Origin of the sequence: Dactylosporangium sp. NPDC051541 (assembly GCF_044454505.1) — a bacterium.
In the GTDB taxonomy this organism is placed as follows: domain Bacteria; phylum Actinomycetota; class Actinomycetes; order Mycobacteriales; family Micromonosporaceae; genus Dactylosporangium.
Genome location: NZ_JBITDU010000004.1, coordinates 316,702 through 340,644, shown reverse-complemented (window position 1 = coordinate 340,644; position 23,943 = coordinate 316,702). Strand labels below are relative to the sequence as shown.

Genomic DNA, 23,943 nt, shown 5'->3' with positions numbered 1-23,943 from the left:
TGCACGTCGACACCGAGGAGATTCCGTGACCATCCCACGGGCCACGATCGTCATTCCCTGCCGGCATGAGGAGGAGAACGTCGGGCCGCTGATCGAGCGGCTCGCGGCGGTTGTCACCGATGTCGAGCTGCTCTTCGTTGACGACAGCGACGATGCCGGTACCGTCGAAGCGATTGCCGCTGTGGCTTCGCCCTTGAGTGTCCGCGTCTTCCACCGCAGCGGGGCCGAGCGCGTCGGCGGGCTGGCCGGGGCGGTGACCGACGGCTATCGGCGGGCCCGGGCCACCAAGGTGCTGGTCATGGACGCCGATCTGCAGCATCCGCCGGAGCTGGTGCCGGCGATGCTGGCCGCGCTGGACTCCCACGATCTCGTGATGGCCAGCCGGTACCGCGAGGGCGGCAGCAGCGGCGGGCTCGACGGGCCCTTGCGGCAGGTGGTCTCGACCGGGTCGACGCTGCTGGCGCGGGCGGCTTTTCCTTTCGCGCTGCGGGGTGTGACGGATCCGATGACCGGGTTCTTCGGGGTGCGGCTGGACAAGGTCGACCCGGATCGGCTGCGGGCGCGTGGGTTCAAGATTCTGCTGGAGATCCTGGCCCGGTATCCACGGCTGCGCCGCACCGAGGTGCCCCTCGAGTTCGGGGCGCGGGTGGCGGGGGAGAGCAAGGGGGATCTGCGCCAGGGGCTCCTGTACCTGCGGCAGCTGCCGGCCTTGCGGGCCGCGACCTGGTTCGCCACGCCGGTCGCGCGCTGGGGATCGCTCCTGGCTCTGGTCGCGGCGATCACCGCCGGGCTCGTCGTGGCGCCGTTGTCGGCCGCGGCGGTCCTGGCGCTGCTGGTGACGCTGGTCGCCGTCTACAACACCGTCATCGGGGGCCTGGAAGTGCGGTGGCGTTTGTACGGATGGCGCACGCCGGAAGCGGTCGAACAGATGAAGTGGCCGGTGGAAACCGATCCGTTCATCCGCCGGAAATTCTCGATCATCGTCCCGGCTCTGCACGAGGAGCAGGTCATCGCCGGGACGCTGCGACACCTGCTGCGGCAGGACCACCCGGACTTCGAGATCCTCATGTCGCTGTGCGAGGGCGACGACGCCACGATCGCCGAGGTCCGGCGGGTCCAGGCCGAGTCCGACCCGCACGGGCGGGTCCGCACGGTGATCCGCGCCTACGAGCGGTCCAACAAGCCGCGGCAGCTCAACGCGGCCCTGGCGGTTTCCAGGGGTACCGTCGTGGGCGTCGTCGACGCCGAGGACGACGTGGCCCCGCAGCTGCTGGCGCGGGTCGACACGCTTATCGAGCGCACCGGCGCCGACGTCGTGCAGGGCGGGGTACAGCTCATGACGCTCGGCTCCCGGGCCCGTGACTGGTTCAAGGTCCACAATGTCATGGAGTACTTCTTCTGGTTCACCAGCCGCATGTTCTACCAGGTGCGGACCGGCTTCGTCCCGCTCGGCGGCAACACCGTGTTCATCCGCCGGGACCTGCTGGACAAGGCCGGCGGATGGCCCGACAACCTCACCGAGGACTGCGCGCTCGGGGTGCTGCTGTGCACGAAGTACGGCGCGAAGGTCGTGGCCGCGTACGAGCCGGAGCTGGCCACGCGTGAGGAAGTACCGCAGACGATCGTGAATCGCCGGGCGGGATCACTGTTCTGGCAGCGGGTCCGGTGGAACCAGGGATTTCTGAGCATTCTGCTCGAGGGGCGGTGGGCGACGCTGCCGACGCTGCGGCAGCGGGCCCTGGCCGGGTACATCCTGGCGACGCCGTTCCTGCAGGCGTTCTCGGCGCTGCTGCTGCCGCTGTCGATCGCGACCATCGTGTGGCTGAAGGTGCCGGTCGGCATCGCGATGCTGATGTACGCGCCGTTCGTGCCGATCATCATCACCCTGGCGACGCAGGTGATCGGGCTGCGGGAGTTCGCCCGGTCCTATCGGCAGCGGGTGCTGTGGCGGCACTACGCGTTTCTGCTCGTGGGGGCACCTGTATATCAGTGGGTGTTGATGGCGGCGGCGTTCTGGGCCGTGTATCAGCATGTCGACGGGAACACTGTGTGGCACAAGACGGCGCACGGTGGGCATCACCGGCCGGTGCTGGCGTCATGACGGCGGTGACCGCGCCTTCGGCGCCGACTCCGGCAGTCGTCGCGCCCGACATTTCGGATATGTCATATTCGCGCCGTTCGTGGTTCGTGCTGGCCCCCCTGCTCGTGGTGGCCGGCCTGGTCAACGGCTGGAACCTGCACGGCTGGCCCGGCCGGATCAACGACGACGAGGGCACATACGTCGACCAGGCCTGGGCGATGCTCGACCACGGCGCCCTCGCGCATTACACGTACTGGTACGACCACCCGTTCCTCGGCTGGGCCATCATCGCCGGCTACGCGGGCCTCACCGACGGCTTCGACCGCGCCCCCAGCGGCGTCATGGTCGGCCGCGAGGTCATGCTCATCGCCGCCCTGGTCAGCTGCGCCCTGCTGTTCCTGCTGGCCCGGCGGCTCGGCTTCAACCGGGCCTGGTCGGCGGTCGCCGTGGCGCTGTTCGCGCTGAGCCCCCTCGCCGTGTACTTCCACCGCATGGTGTTCCTGGACAACCTGGCCACCATGTTCACGATCGGGGCCCTGGCCGCGGCCGCCTCCCCCCGGCGCAGCGTCGGCGCCGCCCTGGGCAGCGCCGTCTGGTTCGCCGGTGCCGCGCTGTGCAAGGAGACCGTCGTCATCCTGCTCCCGGCCCTGGTCTGGCTGCTCGTCCAGCACACCGACCGCCGGACCCGGGTCTGGAACCTGGGCCTGTTCGGCGTGACATTCGCCGTGCTGGTGTCGTCATATCCGGTCTTCGCCCTGCTCAAAAACGAACTCGTGCCGGGCGACGGGCACGTGAGCCTCAGCTGGGCGCTGTGGTGGCAGCTGTTCGGGCGGTCCGGCAGCGGCAGCCTCCTCGACCCGGCGTCCGGCACCTACAGCCTCGCGCACTCCTGGGTCGACCTCGATCCATTTTTACTGCTTCCGGGGGTACTGCTCGTGCCCGCGGCGTTCTTCCTGAAGCCCTTGCGCCCCATCGCCCTGGCCCTGCTGATCCAGGTCGCGATGATGTGCCGGGGCGGCTACCTGCCATTCGCCTACGTCATCGCGATGCTCCCGTTCGCGGCCCTGCTCATCGCGGGCGTCCTGGCCCGGCTGCGGCCGTCTTTCGCCCTCGTGCCGGCCGCGCTGGCTCTGATCCTGGTCCTCCCGGCGTGGTCGACGACGATGTACCGGCAGTCGAAGGTCGACGGCAGCGCCGACTCCCGCGCCGCCACCAAATGGGTCATCGAGCACGTCCCGAAGGACGAGGTCGTCGTCACCGACGACTACATCTGGCTCGACCTGCGACTCGCCGGCTTCACAAAACCGGTGTGGCTGTGGAAGGTCGACACCGACCCGGAGGTGATGGCCGCGATCCTGCCGCACGGCGCCGCGAGCATCGACTACGTCGTCATGGCCGGCCAGGCCGACAGCACCCTGGCCTCGCTGCCGACGCTGCGGCAGGGCCTGGCCGGGTCCGAACTCGTCGAACGGTTCGGCGACATCGAGGTCCGGCGGGTGGCCCGGTGAACCGCCTGTGGCGCCTGGCGGGCTTCGGCCTGGCCGGCGCGTCCGGTCTCCTGCCGAACCTCGCCGTGATGTGGCTCCTGACCTCGCTCGGCACCCACTACCTGGCCGCCGCCGTCGCCGCGACCGAAGTGGCGATCGTGTGGAACTTCGTGCTGATCGACCTGTGGGTGTACCGCCGCCGCCGCACTTCGGCCCGTTGGCCGATGCGACTGACCCGCTTCGCGGTGCTGAACAACCTGGACCTGGCCATCCGCCTCCCGCTGCTCACCCTGCTGGTCGGCACGTTCCGGCTCCACGAGCTGGCGGCCAACCTCGTGACGCTGGCGGCCGCGTTCGTGCTGCGGTTCGCGGTGACCGAGCGCTTCATCTACCGCGCCCCGCGGGCCACTGCGACATTGCGCCGTTGGCGCGGCGGGGGAGGCGTTGCCTCCACCCGCGCCCCCGCACGGTCTGCGCCACGGGCGTCAGGCCACAAGGGGCTGAGCTACGCCCCGTCCGCCCGGCCGGCGCCTTGACCGGCGCGGGCCGCTGCGACATTGCGTCGTTGGCGCGGCGGGGGAGGCGTTGCCTCCACCCGCGCCCCCGCACGGTCTGCGCCACGGGCGCGAGGCCACAAGGGGCTGAGCTACGCCCCGGCCGCCCGGCGCACGTGTTCGGTGTCTGCGGGCAGTTGAGGCAGTCCAGCAGCGTCAGGGTCTCGGCGGGGTTAGTCTGCCGTAGACGGCGTGATAGCTACGAATGCCTTGTCGGCCAGGACCCGGTCGCGTCGGGTGCGTGGCCTTCCACCGTGCAGCCGCGGGACCCGGATGCCGTCCAGGAAGACCGGGAACTGCGGGCTGTCGCCGCGTTGCCCGGCGGTCAGGACTAGCGGCAAGGTTTTCTGGCCCTGCTCGCAGCCGAGGTGGATCTTGGCCCTCGGCCCGCCGTGGGATCTGCTGAGGGCTTGATCGTCCCGCTCGACCGCGACGTCGCCCGGCGGTTCGGCCTGCAGATCCCCCGTTTCCGCCCGCCGGCAGAGTGGTGATGTGCCCGGGCAGTCGTGGAGTCCATCGACACGTCCCAGGTGATGCCCTGCCGCGTCAGCCAGCGCACTGCAACGCGGTCAGGATCTGCGCCCAGACCCCGGCTCGCTGCCAATGCCGGAACAATCCCGCCACCGCGACCAGGACCCGTAACAGCCCGACACGTCCCGCCATGGGCGCTGACCCGGACGCGCCTCCGGATCCCGTCAATCAGCTGCCGCTTCCCGAACTACGACGGCCGACCAGACCGAGCAAGCACGGCAACACCAGCTCCAAGATTGCCCACTGCACGTCGGCTAGACGGTCTATTCCAAGGGTTTAGTGGTCGTAGGCGGTCAGGGATCGCATGATCGGCTGGCCGGTGTGCCAGTTGTGCCAGATCGCGGCGGTCATGGGCAGGACCCGCTGCAGGACTCGGACGGCGACGCCTGCAGCGGTCCGGCCGCCGTGGCGTTCGAGGTCGAGTTGGCCTTTGAGGGTCTGGTTGACGGACTCGATGTTCTGCCGGACCGCTCGTAGCAGTGTCCGGCCGGGTCGTGGTGGTTCGGTGCGGTATGCGGGTCGGACGACGTCGATGTTGTTGTCGTTGAGCCAGGTTTCGGTGATCCGGTCGCGGTAGCCCTTGTCCACCACCAGGATCTGTCCGTCGGGGTGCTGGAACATGTTCGGCTGCAGCGAGACCAGTCGATGAGGACGTCACGTTCGTCGGTCTTGGGGTTGGTCAGAGCGAACGCGACGGGCAGGCCGTGCACGGTGGTGACGAGGTGCAGGCGCAGTCCCCAGAACAGTCGGGAGTGTGAGGCGCAGTAGCCGTAGCCGGCCCAGCCGGCGAGGTCGGAGCGTTTGACGGTCTCGCGGGAGGTGCCGCACTGCACGGGGGTGGAGTCGGCGATGCGGATCGGGTGCTGCCACAGGTCGGTGTCGGCGGCGAGGACGGCGATGCAGTGCGCGAACTGGGTGACCAGGGCGCGGAGGCGTTTGTTCTATCCGGGCTGTTTGGGCAGGTATGGGAAGAGATGCCCGATGGCTTTGCCGGCGGCGCGGATCCACCGGTTCTCCTTGTGGTGGCCGAGGAGGACCTGCAGGACCGCGACGGTGATCAGTTCTGCGTCGGTGATCTGCGGGGTGATGCCGACCTTGGGGCGGTACGGGTTGAGCTGGGGTGACGCCTTCAGTTCGTCGTCGATCTTCACGTAGAGTGCGGTGGCGAGGGTGTCCAGATCGACGTGCACGTGGCCTCCATGGTCTCGTTGCTCAGCAACGTCGATCTTGGAGACCCTCGCCCTCGTTCGCAGCCCCGTACCCCTTGGAATAGATCGTCTAGGTCATGCCGCCTCGTCACCGCTATGGTGCCCCCGAGGTCTTCGGCGCAGTTCTCTTTGGTCCATGAACCAACTATCGGAGACCTCGCCCATTGTCGATCTCAGGCACGCCCGACCACGTCAGGCGACGTCGGACCGCATGCCCTAGATGCGTTCGGCCAGTGCAAGGAGCCGACACGCATATAGCACTTTGCGTTGGATGATCCCTACACAGTGAGGTGCACCTACGTTCGGTGCGGCTGCGTCTGTTTAAAAATCTGGCAAGTCATGCGGGACCGACGAACGAGCGCCGCCACTTCGCCCGTGTTTGGTCGGTGGGTCTGGAGGTTTTGCATGAGAAAGACCGTCGTCAGGTGACCAGGCATCACGAGGCAGCTCTATTGGGAGATCACATCGTTGGACTACCTGGATAACGACTGGTGAAGGCGAACTCGCTGGAGGCTTTTCCAGGCTGTGAATATTCGCTGCAACATTCAGTGCCAAGTCAATAGCCACGAAGAATGCAAAGAAGCCTTTCGCAAGCTTGCTTTCGGCGATCTGATCAGGGACGCTAGACTGTCTAGCTAGAGCGCCGACCAATTCGTTAGTAGCCGCCTCTAGGGGAAGCAGGCCCAGGATTCGGTAGTTGTCGAGAGCAAACTTTACCTTCAGTAATAGATCAAGAATGAACCGCTGAAGTCTAGCATCGAGATCGGAGGAGGATCTGACGCTTTCCACAAGATCATCTACTTGGGTAGACAAAATGCGAAGCTGATCTCGGCTGAGCACTGGTTCGGAGAGGTAGCGTCCCAGCGTCGATGCACAGATGCGCAAAGACAGCATCCCGGCATCCGTGAGGCCCGCAAGGGACCAACTCATCGAGTAGTCAGCGAGGCGTGGCAGGCGGTCGATAACGCCATCGATCTCGCCGAGATGCGATGCTATTGCGCTTGGGTCGGCCTCAAAGGGAAGCTCGGCAATTTGCGTACGAACTTTGGCATTGAGGTCTGCGACAAGCGAGAATGCCCTAAGCGTATCTGACGTTCGGTGCACGTCGACGCCGAGAGCGGTGGTCCACCCCGCGAGGGCGGGCGCATCCGGGTCGACTGCCTGCGCCGCTACCAAGATCGCCCACAGCCGCCCGGCTGGGTTGTCTGTTGGGGGCATGCTGATACTCATAGTGCCATGTTACGGCTGGGTGGCAAGATGGTCACCCGGGTCATCGACATTGACCGAATCCAAGCGTAAAGTTGATGCAAAGTTATAAGGAAGACGGTCCGGAATACGACCGATCTCAACGTTGATCCGATCGAAGAAAGAGGAAACAACGTTGAATGATCACCCGACCATGAACACTGAGGTGGGCTGTGATGTCGCAAGGACCAGCTCCGAGGTTTCGCAACATTGAGCTACGTTCAAACGACTATCGCGGAGATAGCGTCGACCTGTATATAAACAGCGTATGCAATCTGCAGTGTAAAACATGCTTTTTGGGCGATGAATATTTCCGGGCCGGACGCGAGATGTCGCTGCAGAACGTTACCGAAATAGTGCGATGGGCCAAAAATTCAGGCATTACCGACGTCGCAATTCTTGGTGGTGAGCCATCGCTACATCGGAATGTAGGAGAAGTTCTTGCTAAGTGTCGTGAGATCGGTATCGATTCGATTAGGTTCGTCACGAACGGATCGCGGCCATTTCGGCGACTTCTGAAGACGTCAGCGCGCGAATACATGGACGTAGTTTATGTAAGTCTTGACGGCCCGGATTCCGAAACCAACGACGCAATCCGGGGCCACGGTGCGTTTGATCAAGCAATGCGAACGATCGAGGCGGTTTCCGAAGAAAAGATCCCTAGCGTGATTACTGCGAGCATCACGCCGGCATCTTTGGCGCGATTCGAGAGTCTCCTCGAGCTCGCAGAAGCGTCGAGCTGCAGTCGTCTCAACATACATTGGGTGTCGCCTACTGGGCGTGCCAGCGCAGGTCAATTGACCATCAGTCCGGAAGAATGGATAGGTCTCTGTACCTTTATTGAAGCCTATTCACCAAGGCGTCAAGATCTTCGTATAGATTGCCAACGTGCGTTCGTCGACGTGCGAAACCGCGGCGATTCAGCTGCGACTTCATGCGCCGTCAGAGACACCTCAAACTTGCAGTTCATGCCAGATGGATCAGTCTACGCGTGCGGACTGCTGGTTGATCAACCTCACCTGAATGGTTACCGCTGGCGCGACGGGCGTGTCCTACGCGCAGACGCCCCTAACGAACTCTCTATCTGCCATAATCACCTAGCAGATGGCTGTCCTGCACGGACCGGCGTCATTCCCTCGCTCGCCAACTCGAATACGAATTTTCTTCCCGTGTGTATCTACGAACGAGCTCACGATGCGTCAAGTTGAGATCCGGACGGTAATCGATCTCGTCCGTAACCCGTTGAACGCGGGGCGATTTGGCCTGTTCCTTGGTGCGGGCTGCTCAGTAGGAGCGGGTATTCCGGCTGCCGACGAGATCCGCCTGCTTCTGGATCGTGAGCTCAAAGGGCCAGATCAAGGGAAATCTTACGCGCAGACGGTCACCGGCCTAAGTCTTGTGGCACCACCGGAAACGGATTCGGTCACGCATGACGAAGAGCGCTATGCGCGCTGTCTCGATCGATCTTTCAAAACTAAAGACGAACGCCGTGATTTCCTCGAAGGCCTATTCGCACATAAGTCGCCGTCACCAGCTCACTGGACGCTCGCGAATCTTGTCAGCTCAGGCATGATATCTAGGATTTATACGACTAACTTTGATGATCTAATAGAGCGTTCGGTTGGAACCATGGTTGACCTGCGCGTCGTCCAAAGTTTCGAGCACACGACCTACTCCGCATCGAGATCAGCACCAGTGCTCTATAGACTCCACGGTGACTATCTTTTTGAAGGCCTTTCCACGGCTACCGATGGAATTACTACGCAGTCGTCACAGGCGGTAAAAATCGCCGACGCTTGTAGTCGGGGTGGTTTGATCGTGGTTGGGTACTCCGGCCGCGATGAGAGCGTTATGGAGGTACTAACTGCTGCCAAGCGCTCAGAAGGAGGCTTGGACCTATACTGGCTTGTCCGCAATGGCGAGCAAATTAATGAGCGAGTCAAGAATCTAATAGACTCCTCGCCGTCCTGTTTTCTATGTGTAATGGATGGCTTTGACTCGTTTGTCGCAAGTCTGAACGATGCCAGTACTAGATCTCAGGCGACCACTCGGGCGATCAGGCAGATGACCGATGCGCGAGGGATTTTTGTTGCCCACGATGATGGCGTGAGAAAGACAATCTCGCGCTTGACAACTGCGTTGGCGGACGAGAGTTCGAGCGTAGTTTGCCTCTCTGGCTTACCCGGCGCAGGGAAGACGGCGACGATACGCCATATACTTGAGGGTCTCTCTGAATCCTACATCGGATTAGCGGTAATCAGCGCTAAGGACCGGACGCTGACATCTGCCGATGTTGTCGACGAATGCTTTCTGCAATTGCAGATAGGGGTTAGTAATTCCGACGCGGGTGATGATAGCCGCGAACGGTTGATGGACTATTTCGGGAGAACTCGCTGCTTGTTGGTAATTGACAACGCGGACGAGGTCGACCCTTCAGTCTTCGAGTTACTTGGAAGGGTTCCTCGCCCAACCCAAGTTCTGGTGACGATCAGGGATGCCAGGAGGCTGCGTTTTGTCGTTCCTGGTCTATGGGAAGTAGAGCATGCCGGCCTCATTAAGTCCGAAATGGCGGAACTCGTAAATCTGTGGATGCGACGGAGTCCTCTATTGGAGAGAAAAATCGGCAACGCAAGCGCAGCCGATATTGAGCGGCTGCTGATAGCATCTAATGGATGGCCGGAAGCCATGATCATTATGCTGACCACTCTCTCTAATACGCTATTGCGCGTCGATGAGGTAGAAGGGCGCGTCAAGCAGGATGTCTACGACTTCATTCTTGGTGGTCTTTACTCCGGATTGAGCCGCTCAGAGAGGCAGTGTCTCATTTGTGCAGGCAACTTTCCCCTGACATTCACCCCGGAAGGACTCTCCGCGGTTTCGGGGTTGAGTGTTGGCAATATGAAGCGGTCTTTAGGCCTACTGATTAGTGCAAATCTGATTAAAGAACTGCAGGGTGGGCAATTTACCTGGGCGCACCCGATTGTGCGCGACTTCATGGCGGTGAAGAGCAAGCGTCTGGACAAGGACGGTTCACGTGAAGCGGAAGCCTTTCGGCATTTGGCGAATTGGGCGGCGCAGTATGGCGGGCAGCCGCGCGCAGATTGGTCAAATTTCGCTGAACTAGATAAGGAGTTCGAGAATTTAAAGGTTCTGATGGAGCGCACGTTTGCCGATCGTGAGTACGTAACGCTAACGAACGTTTATCGGAACCTATTCTCGTACATCGTTGAACGCGGGTATTGGACGTTCACAGAAGCTTGGTGTGAGCGAATGATAGATGAGCCGCTTCGGCGAGCGGAGAGGGCTGATTGGCTGATCTGGTGGAGCTGGATTAAGTATTACCTGCGTCAAAATTACGTCGAATCTGCCAACCTCGCGGAGCAGGCACTTGAACAGAATCCGAGGCAAAACCGTTTGCGATTCGAGGCTCATCGTCGCGCACTTGTCGCCTACGGGAGAACCGGTAATGCAGTCGGCGTCAGCGAGCACCAGGAAGCAGCGGCGAAGATTTGCCGAAGGACATGGAATAGGGATTCCGACGAAGCAATCGATCTGCTCAACTCGGAGGCCGCTGCGTATTTGGCCCTAGGGGGGCGGCTGAAGGATCAAGGCGCCGTAGATCATGCATCGAGCTTGTATCGCCGCGCGGAGATCGCAGCTAAGGGTCGTTCTGATCCCAACAGTCGTGAGGTTGGTATCGCGATGCTTGGACAGGCATCGTGCATGGCTGTCTTTGGTCGGGAGAATGAGAAGGCACTCGACCTTGCGCAGCGGACGCTTGCGTACGCATGGAAGGTCTCGTGGTTACGAGGGATCGTTGAATCTAATGAACTTGTCGCTAGCTTGGCAGATCGCATGGGAAATAGTGATCTTGCTACTTCAGCCCGCGATGTCGCCAAGCTAATCGGCTCGCGACTGCGGCCGAAGCAAATCCGGGAGAATTCGAAGGAGACTGATAATGGCTGACTCCGCGCGGCCATATATTGGTGTTCAGGCTATTGTGAGGCAGCATCGTCAGCCACGGACGATATTGCTCGGACTTCGAAAAAATGTTTTCGGAGATGGCCACTGGGGACTTCCTGGCGGACATCTCGAGTTTGGTGAATCGTTTGAGGCGGCAGCACGGCGCGAGTTAATAGAGGAGACCGGTATTGCCGCTCGACAATTATACGTTTGGAAGCTCGTAAATACTCCTTATAGGGACACTCATTATGTACAGATTGGCGTGCAGGTAGCGCGTTATCAAGGGCAGATTCGTAACTTGGAGCCCGAGAAGTGTGCGGGTCTACGTTGGTGGCGACTGGACGACCTGCCGACCCCGCTGTTCGAGCCATCGGTTCCGTTTCTGGACGCGCTTCGGGAACGGGATAGGCTACCAGGACCTCAAGACGCTGTTCCAAGTCTCGCGATATTCTTGTTCTGCGCAGCTTCCAATGGTCGGGCAAGCCGCTACATCTCGTATTTGGCCTTGGGGCAGTCGCCGCAAGTCTTTCTTCGAATGGGCCTGCAAGGCGAGCGTCGCGAAAGGCAGCTTCGGCAGTTCACAGTCGATTCTCCCGATGATGCGCTTGATCTGCTGCGTGCGGACATTGGCCTGCGACTTCAAAAGGGATATTGTCTGTACGACGTCCGCGGGAGCTACACAATTGAGCAGGTGCGATCGCTATTTCCGTCAGGGTCCGTGGCGTATCGTGCAATCCGTGGCGCATCCGACCCTCTTTCAAGGGAGGAGCTGGCGCTTCATCGAGAGCTTCAGAACGGCTACGCCCAGCTCAGCCTGTTCGAGACAGACGCCCCGTTCGTGGAATTGTAAAATGGCGTGAGACTGCGGCCATGGTTTCTATGTCGATCGCCGGACTCGTCGCTTGGCGCGGATGCCAGCTGCTTGGTCGACGCTCGTCTCGTATGGCTGCTGCAGAACTTGTTGGCCGATCACACCGGCTGAATCGACGGGTGGCGCGCCAAAGATCATCTGTATAAACTCGGAGCGGGAGTCCCAGTCCTAAGATAAAGATCACCGGGTCGCATGGCCATCTACCGCTCTTTTGTTGTCGTTCCACCATCGAAGCCCCCAACTTTGTGGTCGTCGCATTCTCATCGGCATGAACGCGTACCTGCGGCAGGGTCGGACGCAGCAGCCGGGGCCCGGTAGGCATCGCGCGTGATCTGCCCGGATCCGCCGAACGGCTCGGGCGATGGGCGTCGTCTCATCGGCGGACCGCGCGAATCGGCAGAGCAATGCCCTCGGCGAAGATCCGTCGGTTCGCATGGTGCATCGTCCGCTCCACTGCAACATTGCGCCGTTGGCGCGGCGGGGGAGGCCTTGCCTCCACCCACGCCCCGCACGATCCACGCCACGGGCGCCAGACCGCAAGGGGCTGAGCTCAGCCCCGACGCCGGGCGCTCGGCGCCGGCTCTCGACAGGACTTGAGCGTGTACCGACTCGCGTGATCGGTGTGGCGGATGAGCCTTTGCCGTTGCACATGGCGCTGACTCGGCATCCATCGACCGCCACGGCGGGGCGGCGGCGCTCATCGGCGTACCGCCTGGATCGATAGTGCTGAGACCACGACAAAGATCCAGCGGTTCGCAGGTAGACGAGGCGGTCGGCCACGGGGCTTCCCCCGCCGTTATTGATCTCCGAGTTCAAGGATCAGCGTCGGTCGGGCGGGGCCGGGATTCTCGATGTCGGTGCGGCGAAGGCGGTCCTGGTGTGTACCGTCCGGGCATGGTCGAGATTTCGGCTGCAGCTGATGTTCTTGGGCCGGGTCACCCCAGCTTGTCCGTGTGTTGGTGCCGAGGAACAAGGATGGCCCCGGCGACCGTGTCGGTCGGGCGTTCGACCTCCTCCCAGGCCAGCAGTTCGCCGGTGCGGGAGTCGACCGCGCCGATCGACAGCACCGCGTCGGCCGTACTCGGCGTGCTCACCGGGAGCCGTCGCTCGCCGTTGTTGCCGGCCGCCACCACGAACAGCATGTGCACTGGTCGCTGAGCCGGTTGGCGCCGTCGTCGATCGGGTCGACATCCGGGCTGTCAGCCTGGCCCAGGCTCAGGTTCGCCACCCGGGCGCCCCGGTCGGCGGGGGGGCGGGTCGAGGGGGTCCACGCGGAGCGCGGCGGGGTGGGGTTTGTGACAGATTGTTCACGACCTGGGGGGAGGGTCGGCCCCGGCGAGAAAGCGGGCGGGTTGTGGGGCATCCTGTTCGCGTGCAGTTCGAGTACGGTACCGACGGGCCCAAGGTCATTGTGGTTGGGGTTGACGGTACGGACACGTCCATGCGCGCCGGGGCCTACGCGGCTGGGTTGGCTCGGCGGCAGCGGGCCCGGCTGGTGGTTGTCTACGTTACCGGGGCGCCGGCGGCGAGCCGGTTGGTCGCGGAGGCGGCGGGGGCCGTTGAGCAGGCCATCGCCGAGTCGATCGAGGACATGCGGCGGCAGGTGCGGGAAGGGGCCCTGCACACCGGGGTCACCACCGACTTCGTCGCCGTGCGGGGGGACCCCTATCAGGAGCTGGTGCGGGTCGCTTCCGAGCTGCGGGCCGACGCCGTCGTCGTGGGGGCCAGCCGGCGGTTCGGGCACCGGTTCGTCGGGTCCCTCGCGGTGCGGCTGGTGAAGGCCGGGCGCTGGCCGGTCACCGTCGTGCCGTAGTCAGTCGGTGTGGGTCAGGTCGGGCCACAGGGCCGGCCAGGCGGCCGTCGGGGCCGTGCACAGGCTCACGTCGAGGGGGCTGAAGTCGTTGTCGACGCCGTACGGGGTGGTGAACGTGCCCACGGAGCGGCACAGCGCGAAGTACGGGCGGAGGCGGTCGGCGGCGTCGACCGCCAGGACCGTGAGGTCGGATGCGGTGCCGGGGCCCCACGTGCCGTACGCGTTGTGGCCCGACAGCACCGGTGGCAGGTCCGGCGGGCCCAGGACGTCCAGGGCCGACGCCTCGGCGTAGTTGCCGGTGAAGATGGACGTCGGGCGCGGGCCGGACGCGACGACCCGGCTGACGTACGCGGCCAGCTCCGGCCAGCCCACCGTGTCGGCCACGTCGTTGCCGGTGGAGTGCGCGTGCAGGTCGCGCACCGGCCAGACCGGCAGGACGGACGGCAGTGTGGCCAGGCCGGCGACGAGGATGGCGGTGATGACCGGGATGCGCCGTCGGCGGGGGCGGCGGCCCCGGGCGAACCAGCGTTCGGTTGCCACCGATCCTGCGGCCAGTACCCCCGGAAGCAGTCCTGATGTGTAATAGGGCTTGCCGGGCACCCAGGCCAGCACGTAGACCGCCACCAGGGTCGCCGCGACCGCCAGGTAGCGCACCCGCGGGGTCCGCCACAGCCGGACGAGGCCGGCGACCAGGATCGGGCCGGTGAGCAGGCCCCCGTAGATGAGCTGGGCCGGCAGGCCGCCCATGTAGGCGGCCGCGGACGTGTTCTGCTCGTGCAGGGATGCGGCCATCGCGAACTGCGGCCAGCCGTGCGTCGCCTGCCAGAGCACGTTCGGCAGCCAGAGGGCGGCGGCGAGCGCGGCGGCCAGCCACGGCCAGGGCGAGGCGAGGACGTCGAAGCGGCGGGTCGCCAGCAGCCCGGCCACCAGGGCCAGGAGCAGCAGCGCCATCAGGTTGTTCACCTGCAGGCCGAGGCCGGCGGCCAGGCCCGCGCCGAGCCACCAGCGGGGGCGGTCCCGCGCGATCGCGGTGGTCACGCACAGGACGACCACGGTCCAGGCCAGCAGCGCCGGTGGGGTGGTGTTGGCGATGTGGACGGCGCCGAGCAGGACCGGGGCGGTGGCCAGGCACAGCGCGGCCAGGATGCGGCCCGTCCGGCCGGCGCCGAGGATCACGGCCTGCCGGGCGGCGAGGACGACGATCGCGCCGCCTTCGAGGGCCGGCAGGACGCGGACCGCCGTCGGGTGGACGCCGCCGAGCATCGTGGCCACGCGGGCCAGGAGGGGTGCGAGGGGCGGCTGGTCGACGTACCCGAACGCGAGGTGGCGGCCGGCTTCGATGAAGTACAGCTCGTCCTGCTGGAAGCCGTAGCCGGCGCTGAACGCCAGCTCGACGACGACGAATGCGGCCGCGATGATCCAGACCGGGACCGGGATGCGGTCGTCGGCGATCGGTTCCCCCATAGACCCCGACCGGGCGGCCTCGACGGGGGTCACTGGAACTTGCGGGCCGAGCTGTCGCGGTTCTGGGCCGCCGGTTTGTCGTTGAAGGCGCGCCGCAGCAGCTCGTGCTCGGTGCGCCGGTCCTCGGTCACGTCGTGCAGGGTGACGACCATGCCGCGGACCAGGCGGTCGTCGCGCAGGTCGCGGAAGATGACCTCGAGCAGGATGCGGGTGCCGTCGGGGCGGCGGAGGCTCCACGTGTCGCGGGTGCCGTCGCGGTCCTCGGCGCGGGCCCGGGCCACGGTGTGCTCGACCTGGTCGCGGTCCTCGGGGGCGACGATCTCGCGGAGGGTCGCGAACGGGGTGGGCCAGATCCCGAGGACCTCGGCGACGGACGGGCTCGTGTAGCGGATGCGCTGGTCGTCGTCGAGGACCAGGACGACGTCGCCGCCGTGTTCGGTGACGGCGCGGAGGTATTCGTCGCTGTCGCGGCGGCTGGCCGCGTCGGTGAGGCCGATGCGGGCCAGGGCCAGGGCGGCCTGTCCGGCGACGACGGAAACGGCGTCGATGGCGGTGAGCAGGTCGCGGCGGCGGCCGGCCACGTAGAGCACGCCGGCGTCGAGGGGGCAGACCAGCACGTGGTCCCACTCGGACAGTTTGGCGCTCCACAGGGGCGGGATGTCGCCGACAGGCTGGATGCGCGGCGCGGACAGCTCGCCCAGCGGCAGCAGGTCGGTGAGGCTGAAGTCGACGAGGATCGCGTGCGGGGCCTCGTCCGGCAGGAGGGTGGCGACGGCGGCCTTGACGGCCGCGGCGACCTGGCCGGCGTCGCGGGCGCCGACGAGGACGGTGCCGGTTTCGCGCAGCGCCCGCTCCCGGCGCAGGGCGCTGGCGTGCTTGCCGACCGCGTCGCTGAGCCGCACGACCAGCAGGACCAGGGTGACGCCGGAGGTCACGGCGATCATCGGGCCGTCGTGGACGCCGCCGGTCAGGGCCTGCACGAGCAGGATCAGCGGCGCGAACGCCACGCAGGCCAGGAGCAGGGCCAGGCCGAGGCCGTGCACGGACTCCCGCGCGGGGCGGACGGGGCCGCTCGCCGGCGCGGTCAGCTCCGTCATCGACGGGTGCAGGGCGGCGGCCCCCCAGGCGGCGTACAGCAGCACGTATGCGAAGTCCGCCGGCCCGCCCGGGTGCAGGCCGCCGTCGGCCTGGGCGACACCGTAGGCCATGTCGCCGAGGAGCATGCCGGCCGCGCCCACGCTCAGCAGCCGCGCGGCGGCGTTGCGGGGGGCGGCGGAGACCAGCCGGACGGTCACGACGATGACGATGACGTCACCGAGCGTGAACGCGGCCTGGGTCGACCACTCGGCCGCGCTCATGCCGTCGGCCATGCGCGGTGAGGCGATGAACACCCAGGCGGCCAGCAGCGCGGCCGAGCCCAGGGCCAGGAGGTCGAGCAGGCGGGTGCGGTCGTCGAGGAACGTGCCGGCCCGGGTCAGGCCGACCAGCGCGACGGCGACGATCGGGAACATCAGCAGGTAGGCGAGCTCGGCCAGGGCCGGCGGCGCAGCCGGTCCGCCGGCGCTCTGGGCGTCGCTGATCAGCCCGTAGATGAAGTCGCCGACCATCATCGCGATGAGCGCGGCGGCCAGGGCCCACCACGGCCCGGAGCGCGGCGGGCGATACCGCATGATGCCGTGCACGATCGCGCCGGCCGAGGCGAGGCCGATCGCGGCCCACACGACGGAGTCCAGCGCCGGCCACACGGCGAGCACGGTCGCCAGTGCGGCCATGAGCGCGGCGTAGCCGATCAGCAGGCGCCTGCCCGTCACCGCACTCATTGATCGTCCTCACCCTCGGTAACGTACTTTGTATCACATCGTGATTGATCAGCCCAGATCCCGCAGCTCCGAAAGCAGCCAGGGAGTGACCCATTCCCGGCGTTCGCGCTCCGTTTCGCCGACCATGGCCCGGCTCGGCATCTCGATGAGGAGCAACAGGCAGAACTGGATCCGGTACAGCATGAGCCGCGCACGTTCCGCCGATGTGAACGTATGGGGAACTCGCCCGTAGTATCCGTGCAGGACGGGGTGCGCCGGCATGTCCTCGATCCGCCGCCCGAGCACCGACGACACGAAGTCGTACAGCGGGTCGCCCCAGAAATACCGCTCCCCGTCGACAAGTCCGGTGAGCCGGCCGTCCTCGCACAGGACGTTGCCGTCCCAAAGATCGAAATGCACAAGAGCCGGCGTGGGTACTTCCTGGAGCATGCGGGCATGCCGGTCGACGGTGGCCATGATCTCGTCGTCGGCGACGGGCAGGGCGACGCCCCAGTCCCGGCCGTCAGCGAGCAGGTCGGCGGTCATCGCCGCGAACGCCTCGGGCCACGTGCCGGCGCTGGTCCGGCCGTCGCCGTCGTAGCCGAACCGGTCGCCCTTCACCGCGTGCAGGTGACGCAACGCAGCGCCAAGATCATGCCGTACCGAAGAATCCGCAGTCGCTTTGTGCTCTTCCGGCATCTGCGTCAGGGGGCGCCCCGGCAGCCGCTCGACCAGGACGAGGTCGTCGTCGACATCGAGGACCTTCGGCACCGGGATCTCTGCGGACGTGCCGGCCAGGCGGTAGTAGCGGGCCTCGGCGGCGATCAGCCCGCGCTCGTAGCGCAGCAGCGGCACCCCCGGCGGCGGGCCGATCTTGACCACCGCCTCGGTGCCGTCATCGAGCGTGACCGCCCAGACCGCCGCGTAGGTGCCGCCCGAGAGCGGTCCACAGTGGACGACGGTCCGGCTGAAGTGCTGCCGCAGCAGGGCGGCGACGGCGTCGGGGGTCAGCTGGCGCTGTGTCGGGCTGATGACGGCGGGCACCGCCCCACGGTACCGGAGCGTAAGACATTGACGACCATAGGCTACAAGATCCCATTTTACATTGATCTACATCTTTAACATAAGAAAGGGTGGTGCAAGTGACCTTGCTGGTCATAGCGTGCTCGAAACAGCCTTACTCAATGGGGAGGCCAAGTGAGGAAAAGGCTCGCGAGCATCGCCGTGGCCGGCTTGATCGCCGGGACCGTGGTGGTGGTCGCCCAGGCACCGGCGGGCGCCGCACCCTCGTCGCCGTACGGTGACCTGCAAGCGGGAATCAAACGGCAGCTGGCCGCCGGCATCCAGGTGGTGCCGAAACAGACCGCGACCGGCAAACTCGCCGCTTCCGGCACGGCGAACCCGTACACCGCGCTGCTGCGCGACCCGTCGAAGGTCGACAAGTACTACTGGTCGGAGCAGGCCAAGGCCGCCGGCGCCGCCCGCGCCCAGCAGCAGCAGCAGCTGCAGCGGAAGAAGCTGGCCGCGGCCGGCCCGATCATCCACGACGAGGCCGAGCCGAAGGGCGTCAACGGCGCGAACGACACGCACGCGACGGCCGAGCTGATCAAGGGCTTCGGCACCGGCAAGAAGCTCAACAACAAGGTCCGCATCCTCGGGCAGTTCTCGCCCGATGCGGTCAGCCCGTCCACGCTGAGCCCGGCGGCCGAGGACGACGGCTCGATCCCCCTGGCGTTCGAGTTCGGCCTCGGCGCCAACCGCAACGCGTTCACCACGACCGGGACGATCGGCGACGGGCCGCACGGCAGCACCGGCGACGGCAGCGGCGACTTCGACTTCGTCAAGGTCCACGGCAAGGCCGGCCAGCAGCTCGTCGCGGCGACCACCGGCACCCTCGACACGGTGGCCACCCTCTACGACGCCACCGGCGCGATCGTCGCCGCCGACGATGACGGCGGACCGGGCCTGAGCAGCCTGCTCGTGTTCACGATCCCCGCGACCGGCGACTACTTCCTGCTCATCTCCGGCTTCGGCCTCGGCACGGTCCTGCCCGAGGACCCGTTCGACTCCGGCAGCGGCCTCGGCACCGGCCGCGAGGGCGCCTACGGCCTCAACGCCTCCCTGGCGTTCCCCGACCACGACTTCTACGCCGTCGACCTGCTCGCCGGCGACGTCATCGGCGCCTCGGTGACCGGCGACAGCAGCCTGCTGACGGTGCGCGAGCCGAGCGGCCGGGTCGTCTTCGGCTCCGACCAGGACGCCAGCTTCATCTACGCACCGGCCTCACCGCTGCCGGGCGGCGGCAACGCGGTCGTCTCCTACGTGGCGCCGCGCGACGGCCGCTACACCCTGGAGATCGGCGGCGGCGTCAACGGGCAGTACGACGTCACGCTCGAGGCGTACCGGCCCGGGCCCGAGGCCCTCGAGCAGGGCACCACGCAGACCCTGTTCCTGGACTTCGACGGCGCCCGCATCAACACCGCCATCTTCGGCGGCCCGGGCGTGCGCCAGCTCAGCCCGCTGCAGGGCTTCCTCGGCCGGTGGGGCCTGTCCTCCGCCGACGAGGACAAGGTGATCAACCAGGTCATCGCCACCGTCCGGGAGAACATCCTGGCCGACGCGAAGGCCCGCGGCACCGACCCCCGCATCGGCCTGAAGATCCTCAACAGCCGCGACGACGCCGACCCGTTCGGCCAGCCCAACGTGCACCGGCTCGTCGTCGGCGGCACGGTCGCGGAGTCGGGCGTCGACACGATCGGCATCGCGCAGTACATCGACCCGGGCAACTACGCCACCGAGGACAGCGCGATCATCCTGCTCGACTACCTCAGCGACCCGGCCGGCGACAGCGCGTCGCTGAACACGTACATCACCCCGGCCAGCAACAAGATCAAGTTCATCGGCACCGCGCTCGGCAACGTGATCTCGCACGAGGCCGGCCACCTCTACGGCAGCTTCCACACCGACCCGCTCAACACCACCCCCAACCTGATGGACGCCGGCGGCGCGTTCCCGGGCCTGTTCGGCGTCGGCCCCGACAACGTGGGCGGCACGGCGGACGACTTCGACTACGACTTCGGCGAGGACGTCTACACGCCGGACGAGGGTCTGCTGGGTACCGAGGACACGCTGAACACCACCGCCTGGGCTCTGGTGAAGGGCAAGGCGAAGTAAGACTGCTCACCCTCGGCCATGCTTCGCGCCGGCGCCGGTGTTGGCGCTGATGTGGATGTGGACGTGGCGGTGATCGGCGCGGGGCAGGCCGGGCTTTCCGCGGCGTATTGGCTGCGCAGGCGCGGTCTGCCCTTCGTCGTGCTCGACTCCGCGGCCGGGCCCGGGGGCGCGTGGCAGTACCGGTCGCCGTCGCTCTCGGTCTCGGCGCTGCACCGGATCTTCGATCTCCCCGGGCTGCCGTTCACCCCGCCGGCCGCCGGCTCCGCCGCCGACGTCGTCTCCGCGTACTTCCGGTCCTACGAGAAGGCGTTCGCCCTGCCCGTGCGGCGCCCCTCGCCGGTCCGTTCGGTTACGCGGCGCCCGGACGGCCTGTTCTCGGTCGACGGCCTGACCGCGCGGTGGGTACTCAACGCGACCGGCACCTGGACGTCGCCTTATGTGCCCTTTTTTCCGGGAATTTCGGACTTTATGGGTACTGTTCGCCACTATGCCGACTACCGCGGGCCGGCCGAGTTCACGGATCGGCGGGTGCTGGTCGTCGGCGGCGGGGCTTCGGCGATCCACGTCCTGGCCGAGCTGCCCGACTCGTACTGGGTGACCCGCCGCGAGCCGGTGTTCCACGAGGGCGAGTTCAGCGAGGACCACGGCCGCTCCGTCGTGGCCCAGGTGGCCGCCCGCGTCGAGGCCGGCCTGCCACCGCGCAGCGTCGTCAGCGTCACCGGCCTGGGCTGGACCGCCCTGAGCCGCCGGGCGGAGGCCCGCGGCGCCCTGCACCGCCACCCGATGTTCGACCGCCTGGTCCCGGGCGGCGCCATGTGGGGCGCCCACTTCGAACCGTTCGACGCAATCATCCTGGCCACCGGCTTCCGCGCCGCCCTGAACCACCTGGCCCCGCTGCACCTGCGCGAGCCCGGCGGCGGCATCCGCATGACCGGCACCCAGGTCCTCCGCGAGCCGAACCTGCACCTGATCGGCTACGGCCCGTCGGCGAGCACGGTAGGCGCCAACCGGGCCGGCCGCGCCGCCGTCCACCAGATAGCCGCACAGACCCGCGCCGACCGCCCGCCGCCGACCCACGCTCACCTCTAGCCCCGGACCCACGTTCACCGCCCGCCCCGACCCATGTTCAAGGCTCGCCGACGACTCTCGTTCGCAGCTCGCCGCCGACGCGCGGAGCCGCGCAGCCCACAGCCCGGCCGGCGTAGCTCGCGCGAGCCACGGTCGCCGAGCCACGGTCGCGCGAGCCGCGGTCGTGGGTGGGTCGCCCAGCGTCCGGCCGGCCGCGCTCCTGCCGTCAGCGGGCCGAACCCACCCCGAGGCGGCCCGGCATTCCCCGGCCAGCACTCCCGCGCCGTGCGGCCAATCGGCCTATGGGCCATGAGGCTCATCGCCCGCTGGCGTTGTGTTAAATCTGGACGGCAGGGTGCAAGGGTCTGGACATCGAAGGGCGCGACTGTCAAAGTCTCCGCCGTGGCTGACAATGGGTTACCGAGCCTGCGCACACGGGTGAGGTCGGTGGCGGGCTCCGTCAAGGCGAACCCCGGCTTGTACTTCGGCGCCTACCCGGCCGAGGACTGGCCCCTGGTCATCGCCGCCTGGACCGCCGCCGACCTGCTCCGCCTGGCCCCGAAGACGCCGGCGGTGGACCTCACCCTGCACCACAACGGCGCCCTGTCCGCCACCGTCCGCGGCGCCGAGGTCCGAGCCGACCCCCGTCCGGTGGCCGACGTCATCCGCTCCGGCATGTGGTACACCGACCTGTCGAAGGCCACGACCATCCACGCCACCTCCCCCCACCCGGTGCCGACGGCCAGCAACACCTGGTCCGACCTGACCGTGACCGTCCACTCCACCCTGGACGCCAACCTGTTCGGCCTCCCGGACGGCACCTGGTGGCGCAACGGCGTGACCCGCTTCGCCAACCTCCTCACCAACCCCAGACACCGCCCCCCGGACGGCCGCCACGTCGACGTCTGGGACGAGGCCACCGGCGAACGAGCCGAGCTCCCCCTCCCAGCCTGACCCGGCCCGACCGTAGACCCGCACCGCATCCCCCGGCGCGCGGCCGCCCGAGCAGCAACGCCCGAGCCAAGCGGCGTCGGCGCCGGTCCCGAGCAGCGCATGGCCTGTGCCGCCCGACTGCCGGCATCGCCCGCTGGACCGGATGAGCCCGGCGAACTAGTGGCTGAGGTGGAGGGTTTGCGCGGGCCAGCGGGTGCGCAGCCAGCGGTCGTGGCTGGCCACGACGTAGGTGCCGGGGCTCTTCGCGAGGGCTTCCTCCAGCTCGTCGCACAGCGTGGGGGAGAGGTGGTTGGTGGGCTCGTCGAGGAGGAGGACGTCCGGCGGGTCGGCGAGTTGGAGGGCCAGGTCCAGGCGGCGGCGCTGGCCTACGGAGAGTTCGGCGACCGGGCGGGCGGCGTCGCGGGCGGACAGCAGGCCCAGCGAGCGCAGCGGTACCGCCGCGGCGCGTTCGGGGCCCAGCACGCGTTCGTAGGTTGCCATCGCGGTGAGGTCGGGATCGGGGAACGTGGTGTCCTGGGCCAGCAGGGCTACCCGCAGGGCTCGGCGGCGGTGGATGGCTTCGGTGGGTAGGTGGCCGGCCAGGGCGGCCAGGAGGGTTGACTTGCCGGTGCCGTTGGCGCCGGTGATGAGGAGGTGGTCGCCGGCGGTCACGTCCAGGAAGTCCAGGGTCAGGCGGCCCGGGATGTGGAGGTGGCGCAGGGTGAGCAGGAGGCCGTCGGTCGTCGGTAGCGACGGGGGGCGGAAGCGCAGGAGGGGTGGGGGTTTGCGGACCTGGGTGCGGGTCAGCGTGTCGAGGCGGCGGGTGGCGTTGCGGACCCGGCGGGAGATCTGGCCCTCGACCCGGCCCGTCGTGCGGCCGTAGTTCATTTTCTCGTTGTCGCGCTTCGGGCGGTTGTGCGCGACCTGGTGCGCGGTGACGGCTACGGACTCGCGCAGGGCGGACAGTTCCTCTTGTTCTTCCGCGAAGCGGCGTTCCCAGCGGTCGCGTTCGGCCCGGCGGGCGTCCTGGTAGGCCGAGTAGCCGCCGCCGTAGCGCAGCGGGCCGTCCACGGCCGGGTCGAGGTCCAGTACGTCGGTGCAGACGGCGTCCAGGAAGGCCCGGTCGTGGCTGGCCAGGACGACCGCGCCGGGCAGGGTGCGGAGCTGGTCCTCCAGGAACGCGGCGGCCGCGTCGTCGAGGTGGTTGGTGGGCTCGTCCAGCAGCAGTGCGGACGGGCGACGGATCAGCAGGGCCGCCAACGCCAGACGTCCTCGCTGACCGCCGGACAACGTTGCCAGAGCCCGATCCGACGGTACCCCCACAAGCCCTAACCCATCGAGGACCAGATCAGCCCTCCGGTCGGCGTCCCACGCGTCGATCTGCTGCGCGCGCTCGAGCAGCACCGCGTAGTCGTCGAGGCGGCCCGCGGCCAGCGCCGTGTCCAGTTCGGCCAGGCAGGTGCGGGATTCGCGCAGCGCGTCGGTGATGACGTCGGCCAGGGTCTGGGCCGGGTCGAACGGCATCTCCTGGTGGAGGTAGCCGAGGTCGGGCGGGCGGGTGACGGTGCCGCCGTCGGGGGTGTCGGTGCCGGCCAGCAGGCGCAGCAGGGTCGACTTGCCCGTGCCGTTCTCGCCGATCAGGCCGATGCGGCGGCCGGGGGCGGCGGTGAGGGACACGCCGTCGAGGACGCGGCGGGTGCCGAAGGTGCGGATGAGGTCGTGCGCGATGAGAGCAGACAAGAGGACCACCGGA

At 66.9% G+C, this 23,943-nt stretch carries 18 protein-coding genes; 10 read left to right on the top strand and 8 right to left on the bottom strand.

All coding sequences use genetic code 11. The annotated features are described in order from the left end of the window. Positions 1-25: 25 nt before the first annotated feature. From ACIA8L_RS21115 to ACIA8L_RS21105, 3 genes are read left to right on the top strand one after another with little or no spacing between them, the layout of a single operon-like run. The gene (locus ACIA8L_RS21115) at positions 26-2,101 is read left to right on the top strand and encodes a glycosyltransferase (RefSeq protein ID WP_395906930.1); all 2,076 of its coding nucleotides are present in this window, start codon (positions 26-28) and stop codon (positions 2,099-2,101) included. A 59-nt stretch (positions 2,102-2,160) separates the two neighbouring features. After that, positions 2,161-3,588 carry an ArnT family glycosyltransferase gene (locus tag ACIA8L_RS21110; protein ID WP_395906928.1) on the top strand — a complete coding sequence of 476 codons (1,428 nt, stop codon included), beginning with the start codon at positions 2,161-2,163 and terminating at the stop codon, positions 3,586-3,588. Further along, on the top strand, positions 3,585-4,103 hold the full coding sequence (locus ACIA8L_RS21105) for a GtrA family protein (RefSeq protein ID WP_395906926.1): 519 nt from the start codon (positions 3,585-3,587) through the stop codon (positions 4,101-4,103). Before ACIA8L_RS21110 ends, ACIA8L_RS21105 begins: the two co-directional genes overlap by 4 nt. Positions 4,104-4,928: 825 nt before the next feature. On the opposite strand, the gene ACIA8L_RS21100 is transcribed toward ACIA8L_RS21105, so the two are convergent. The 3 genes from ACIA8L_RS21100 to ACIA8L_RS21090 all read right to left on the bottom strand — a co-directional run bounded on the left by ACIA8L_RS21100 (position 4,929) and on the right by ACIA8L_RS21090 (position 7,090). After that, positions 4,929-5,273, bottom strand: coding sequence for a hypothetical protein (locus ACIA8L_RS21100; RefSeq protein WP_395906925.1), 345 nt, complete (start codon positions 5,271-5,273; stop codon positions 4,929-4,931). A gap of 320 nt (positions 5,274-5,593) precedes the next feature. Next, positions 5,594-5,842, bottom strand: a complete 249-nt coding sequence (locus ACIA8L_RS21095) for a hypothetical protein (protein ID WP_395906923.1) — start codon at positions 5,840-5,842, stop codon at positions 5,594-5,596. 339 nt (positions 5,843-6,181) lie between these two features. Continuing rightward, complete coding sequence (locus ACIA8L_RS21090; protein WP_395906921.1) at positions 6,182-7,090, bottom strand: hypothetical protein; 909 nt, start codon at positions 7,088-7,090, stop codon at positions 6,182-6,184. A gap of 191 nt (positions 7,091-7,281) precedes the next feature. On the opposite strand from ACIA8L_RS21090, the gene ACIA8L_RS21085 reads away from it, so the two are divergent. From ACIA8L_RS21085 to ACIA8L_RS21075, 3 genes are read left to right on the top strand one after another with little or no spacing between them, the layout of a single operon-like run. Further along, on the top strand, positions 7,282-8,313 hold the full coding sequence (locus tag ACIA8L_RS21085) for a radical SAM protein (RefSeq protein WP_395906919.1): 1,032 nt from the start codon (positions 7,282-7,284) through the stop codon (positions 8,311-8,313). Continuing rightward, complete coding sequence (locus ACIA8L_RS21080) at positions 8,300-11,071, top strand: SIR2 family protein (protein ID WP_395906917.1); 2,772 nt, start codon at positions 8,300-8,302, stop codon at positions 11,069-11,071. Before ACIA8L_RS21085 ends, ACIA8L_RS21080 begins: the two co-directional genes overlap by 14 nt. Next, positions 11,064-11,918: an NUDIX hydrolase gene (locus tag ACIA8L_RS21075; protein ID WP_395906915.1), complete on the top strand. Its 855-nt coding sequence runs from the start codon at positions 11,064-11,066 to the stop codon at positions 11,916-11,918. Before ACIA8L_RS21080 ends, ACIA8L_RS21075 begins: the two co-directional genes overlap by 8 nt. 956 nt (positions 11,919-12,874) lie before the next feature. On the opposite strand, the gene ACIA8L_RS21070 is transcribed toward ACIA8L_RS21075, so the two are convergent. Next, a complete protein-coding gene (locus tag ACIA8L_RS21070) occupies positions 12,875-13,081 on the bottom strand; it encodes a S8 family serine peptidase (protein WP_395906914.1) in 207 nt (68 codons plus the stop codon). Positions 13,082-13,311: 230 nt separating this feature from the next. Between ACIA8L_RS21070 and ACIA8L_RS21065 the strand changes: the two genes are divergently transcribed. After that, positions 13,312-13,752 (top strand): universal stress protein, encoded by a 441-nt coding sequence (locus tag ACIA8L_RS21065; RefSeq protein WP_395906912.1) that lies wholly within the window; start codon positions 13,312-13,314, stop codon positions 13,750-13,752. On the opposite strand, the gene ACIA8L_RS21060 is transcribed toward ACIA8L_RS21065, so the two are convergent. From ACIA8L_RS21060 to ACIA8L_RS21050, 3 genes are read right to left on the bottom strand one after another with little or no spacing between them, the layout of a single operon-like run. Continuing rightward, the gene (locus tag ACIA8L_RS21060; RefSeq protein ID WP_395906910.1) at positions 13,753-15,216 is read right to left on the bottom strand and encodes an ArnT family glycosyltransferase; all 1,464 of its coding nucleotides are present in this window, start codon (positions 15,214-15,216) and stop codon (positions 13,753-13,755) included. Positions 15,217-15,245: 29 nt separating this feature from the next. Continuing rightward, on the bottom strand, positions 15,246-17,036 hold the full coding sequence (locus ACIA8L_RS21055) for a PAS domain-containing protein (RefSeq protein WP_395906908.1): 1,791 nt from the start codon (positions 17,034-17,036) through the stop codon (positions 15,246-15,248). Positions 17,037-17,084: 48 nt separating this feature from the next. Next, the gene (locus tag ACIA8L_RS21050; RefSeq protein WP_395906906.1) at positions 17,085-18,059 is read right to left on the bottom strand and encodes a phosphotransferase family protein; all 975 of its coding nucleotides are present in this window, start codon (positions 18,057-18,059) and stop codon (positions 17,085-17,087) included. Between the two features lie 153 nt (positions 18,060-18,212). Between ACIA8L_RS21050 and ACIA8L_RS21045 the strand changes: the two genes are divergently transcribed. The 3 genes from ACIA8L_RS21045 (at position 18,213) to ACIA8L_RS21035 (ending at position 22,211) form a co-directional block, all read left to right on the top strand. Then, positions 18,213-20,189: a hypothetical protein gene (locus tag ACIA8L_RS21045; RefSeq protein ID WP_395906904.1), complete on the top strand. Its 1,977-nt coding sequence runs from the start codon at positions 18,213-18,215 to the stop codon at positions 20,187-20,189. Positions 20,190-20,240: 51 nt separating this feature from the next. Further along, the gene (locus ACIA8L_RS21040) at positions 20,241-21,278 is read left to right on the top strand and encodes an FAD-dependent oxidoreductase (RefSeq protein WP_395906902.1); all 1,038 of its coding nucleotides are present in this window, start codon (positions 20,241-20,243) and stop codon (positions 21,276-21,278) included. 426 nt (positions 21,279-21,704) lie between these two features. After that, positions 21,705-22,211, top strand: coding sequence for a hypothetical protein (locus ACIA8L_RS21035; RefSeq protein WP_395906900.1), 507 nt, complete (start codon positions 21,705-21,707; stop codon positions 22,209-22,211). Between the two features lie 156 nt (positions 22,212-22,367). Here the strand turns inward: ACIA8L_RS21035 and ACIA8L_RS21030 are convergent, their stop codons facing one another. After that, positions 22,368-23,939: an ABC-F family ATP-binding cassette domain-containing protein gene (locus ACIA8L_RS21030; RefSeq protein ID WP_395906898.1), complete on the bottom strand. Its 1,572-nt coding sequence runs from the start codon at positions 23,937-23,939 to the stop codon at positions 22,368-22,370. Between the last annotated feature and the right edge of the window lie 4 nt (positions 23,940-23,943).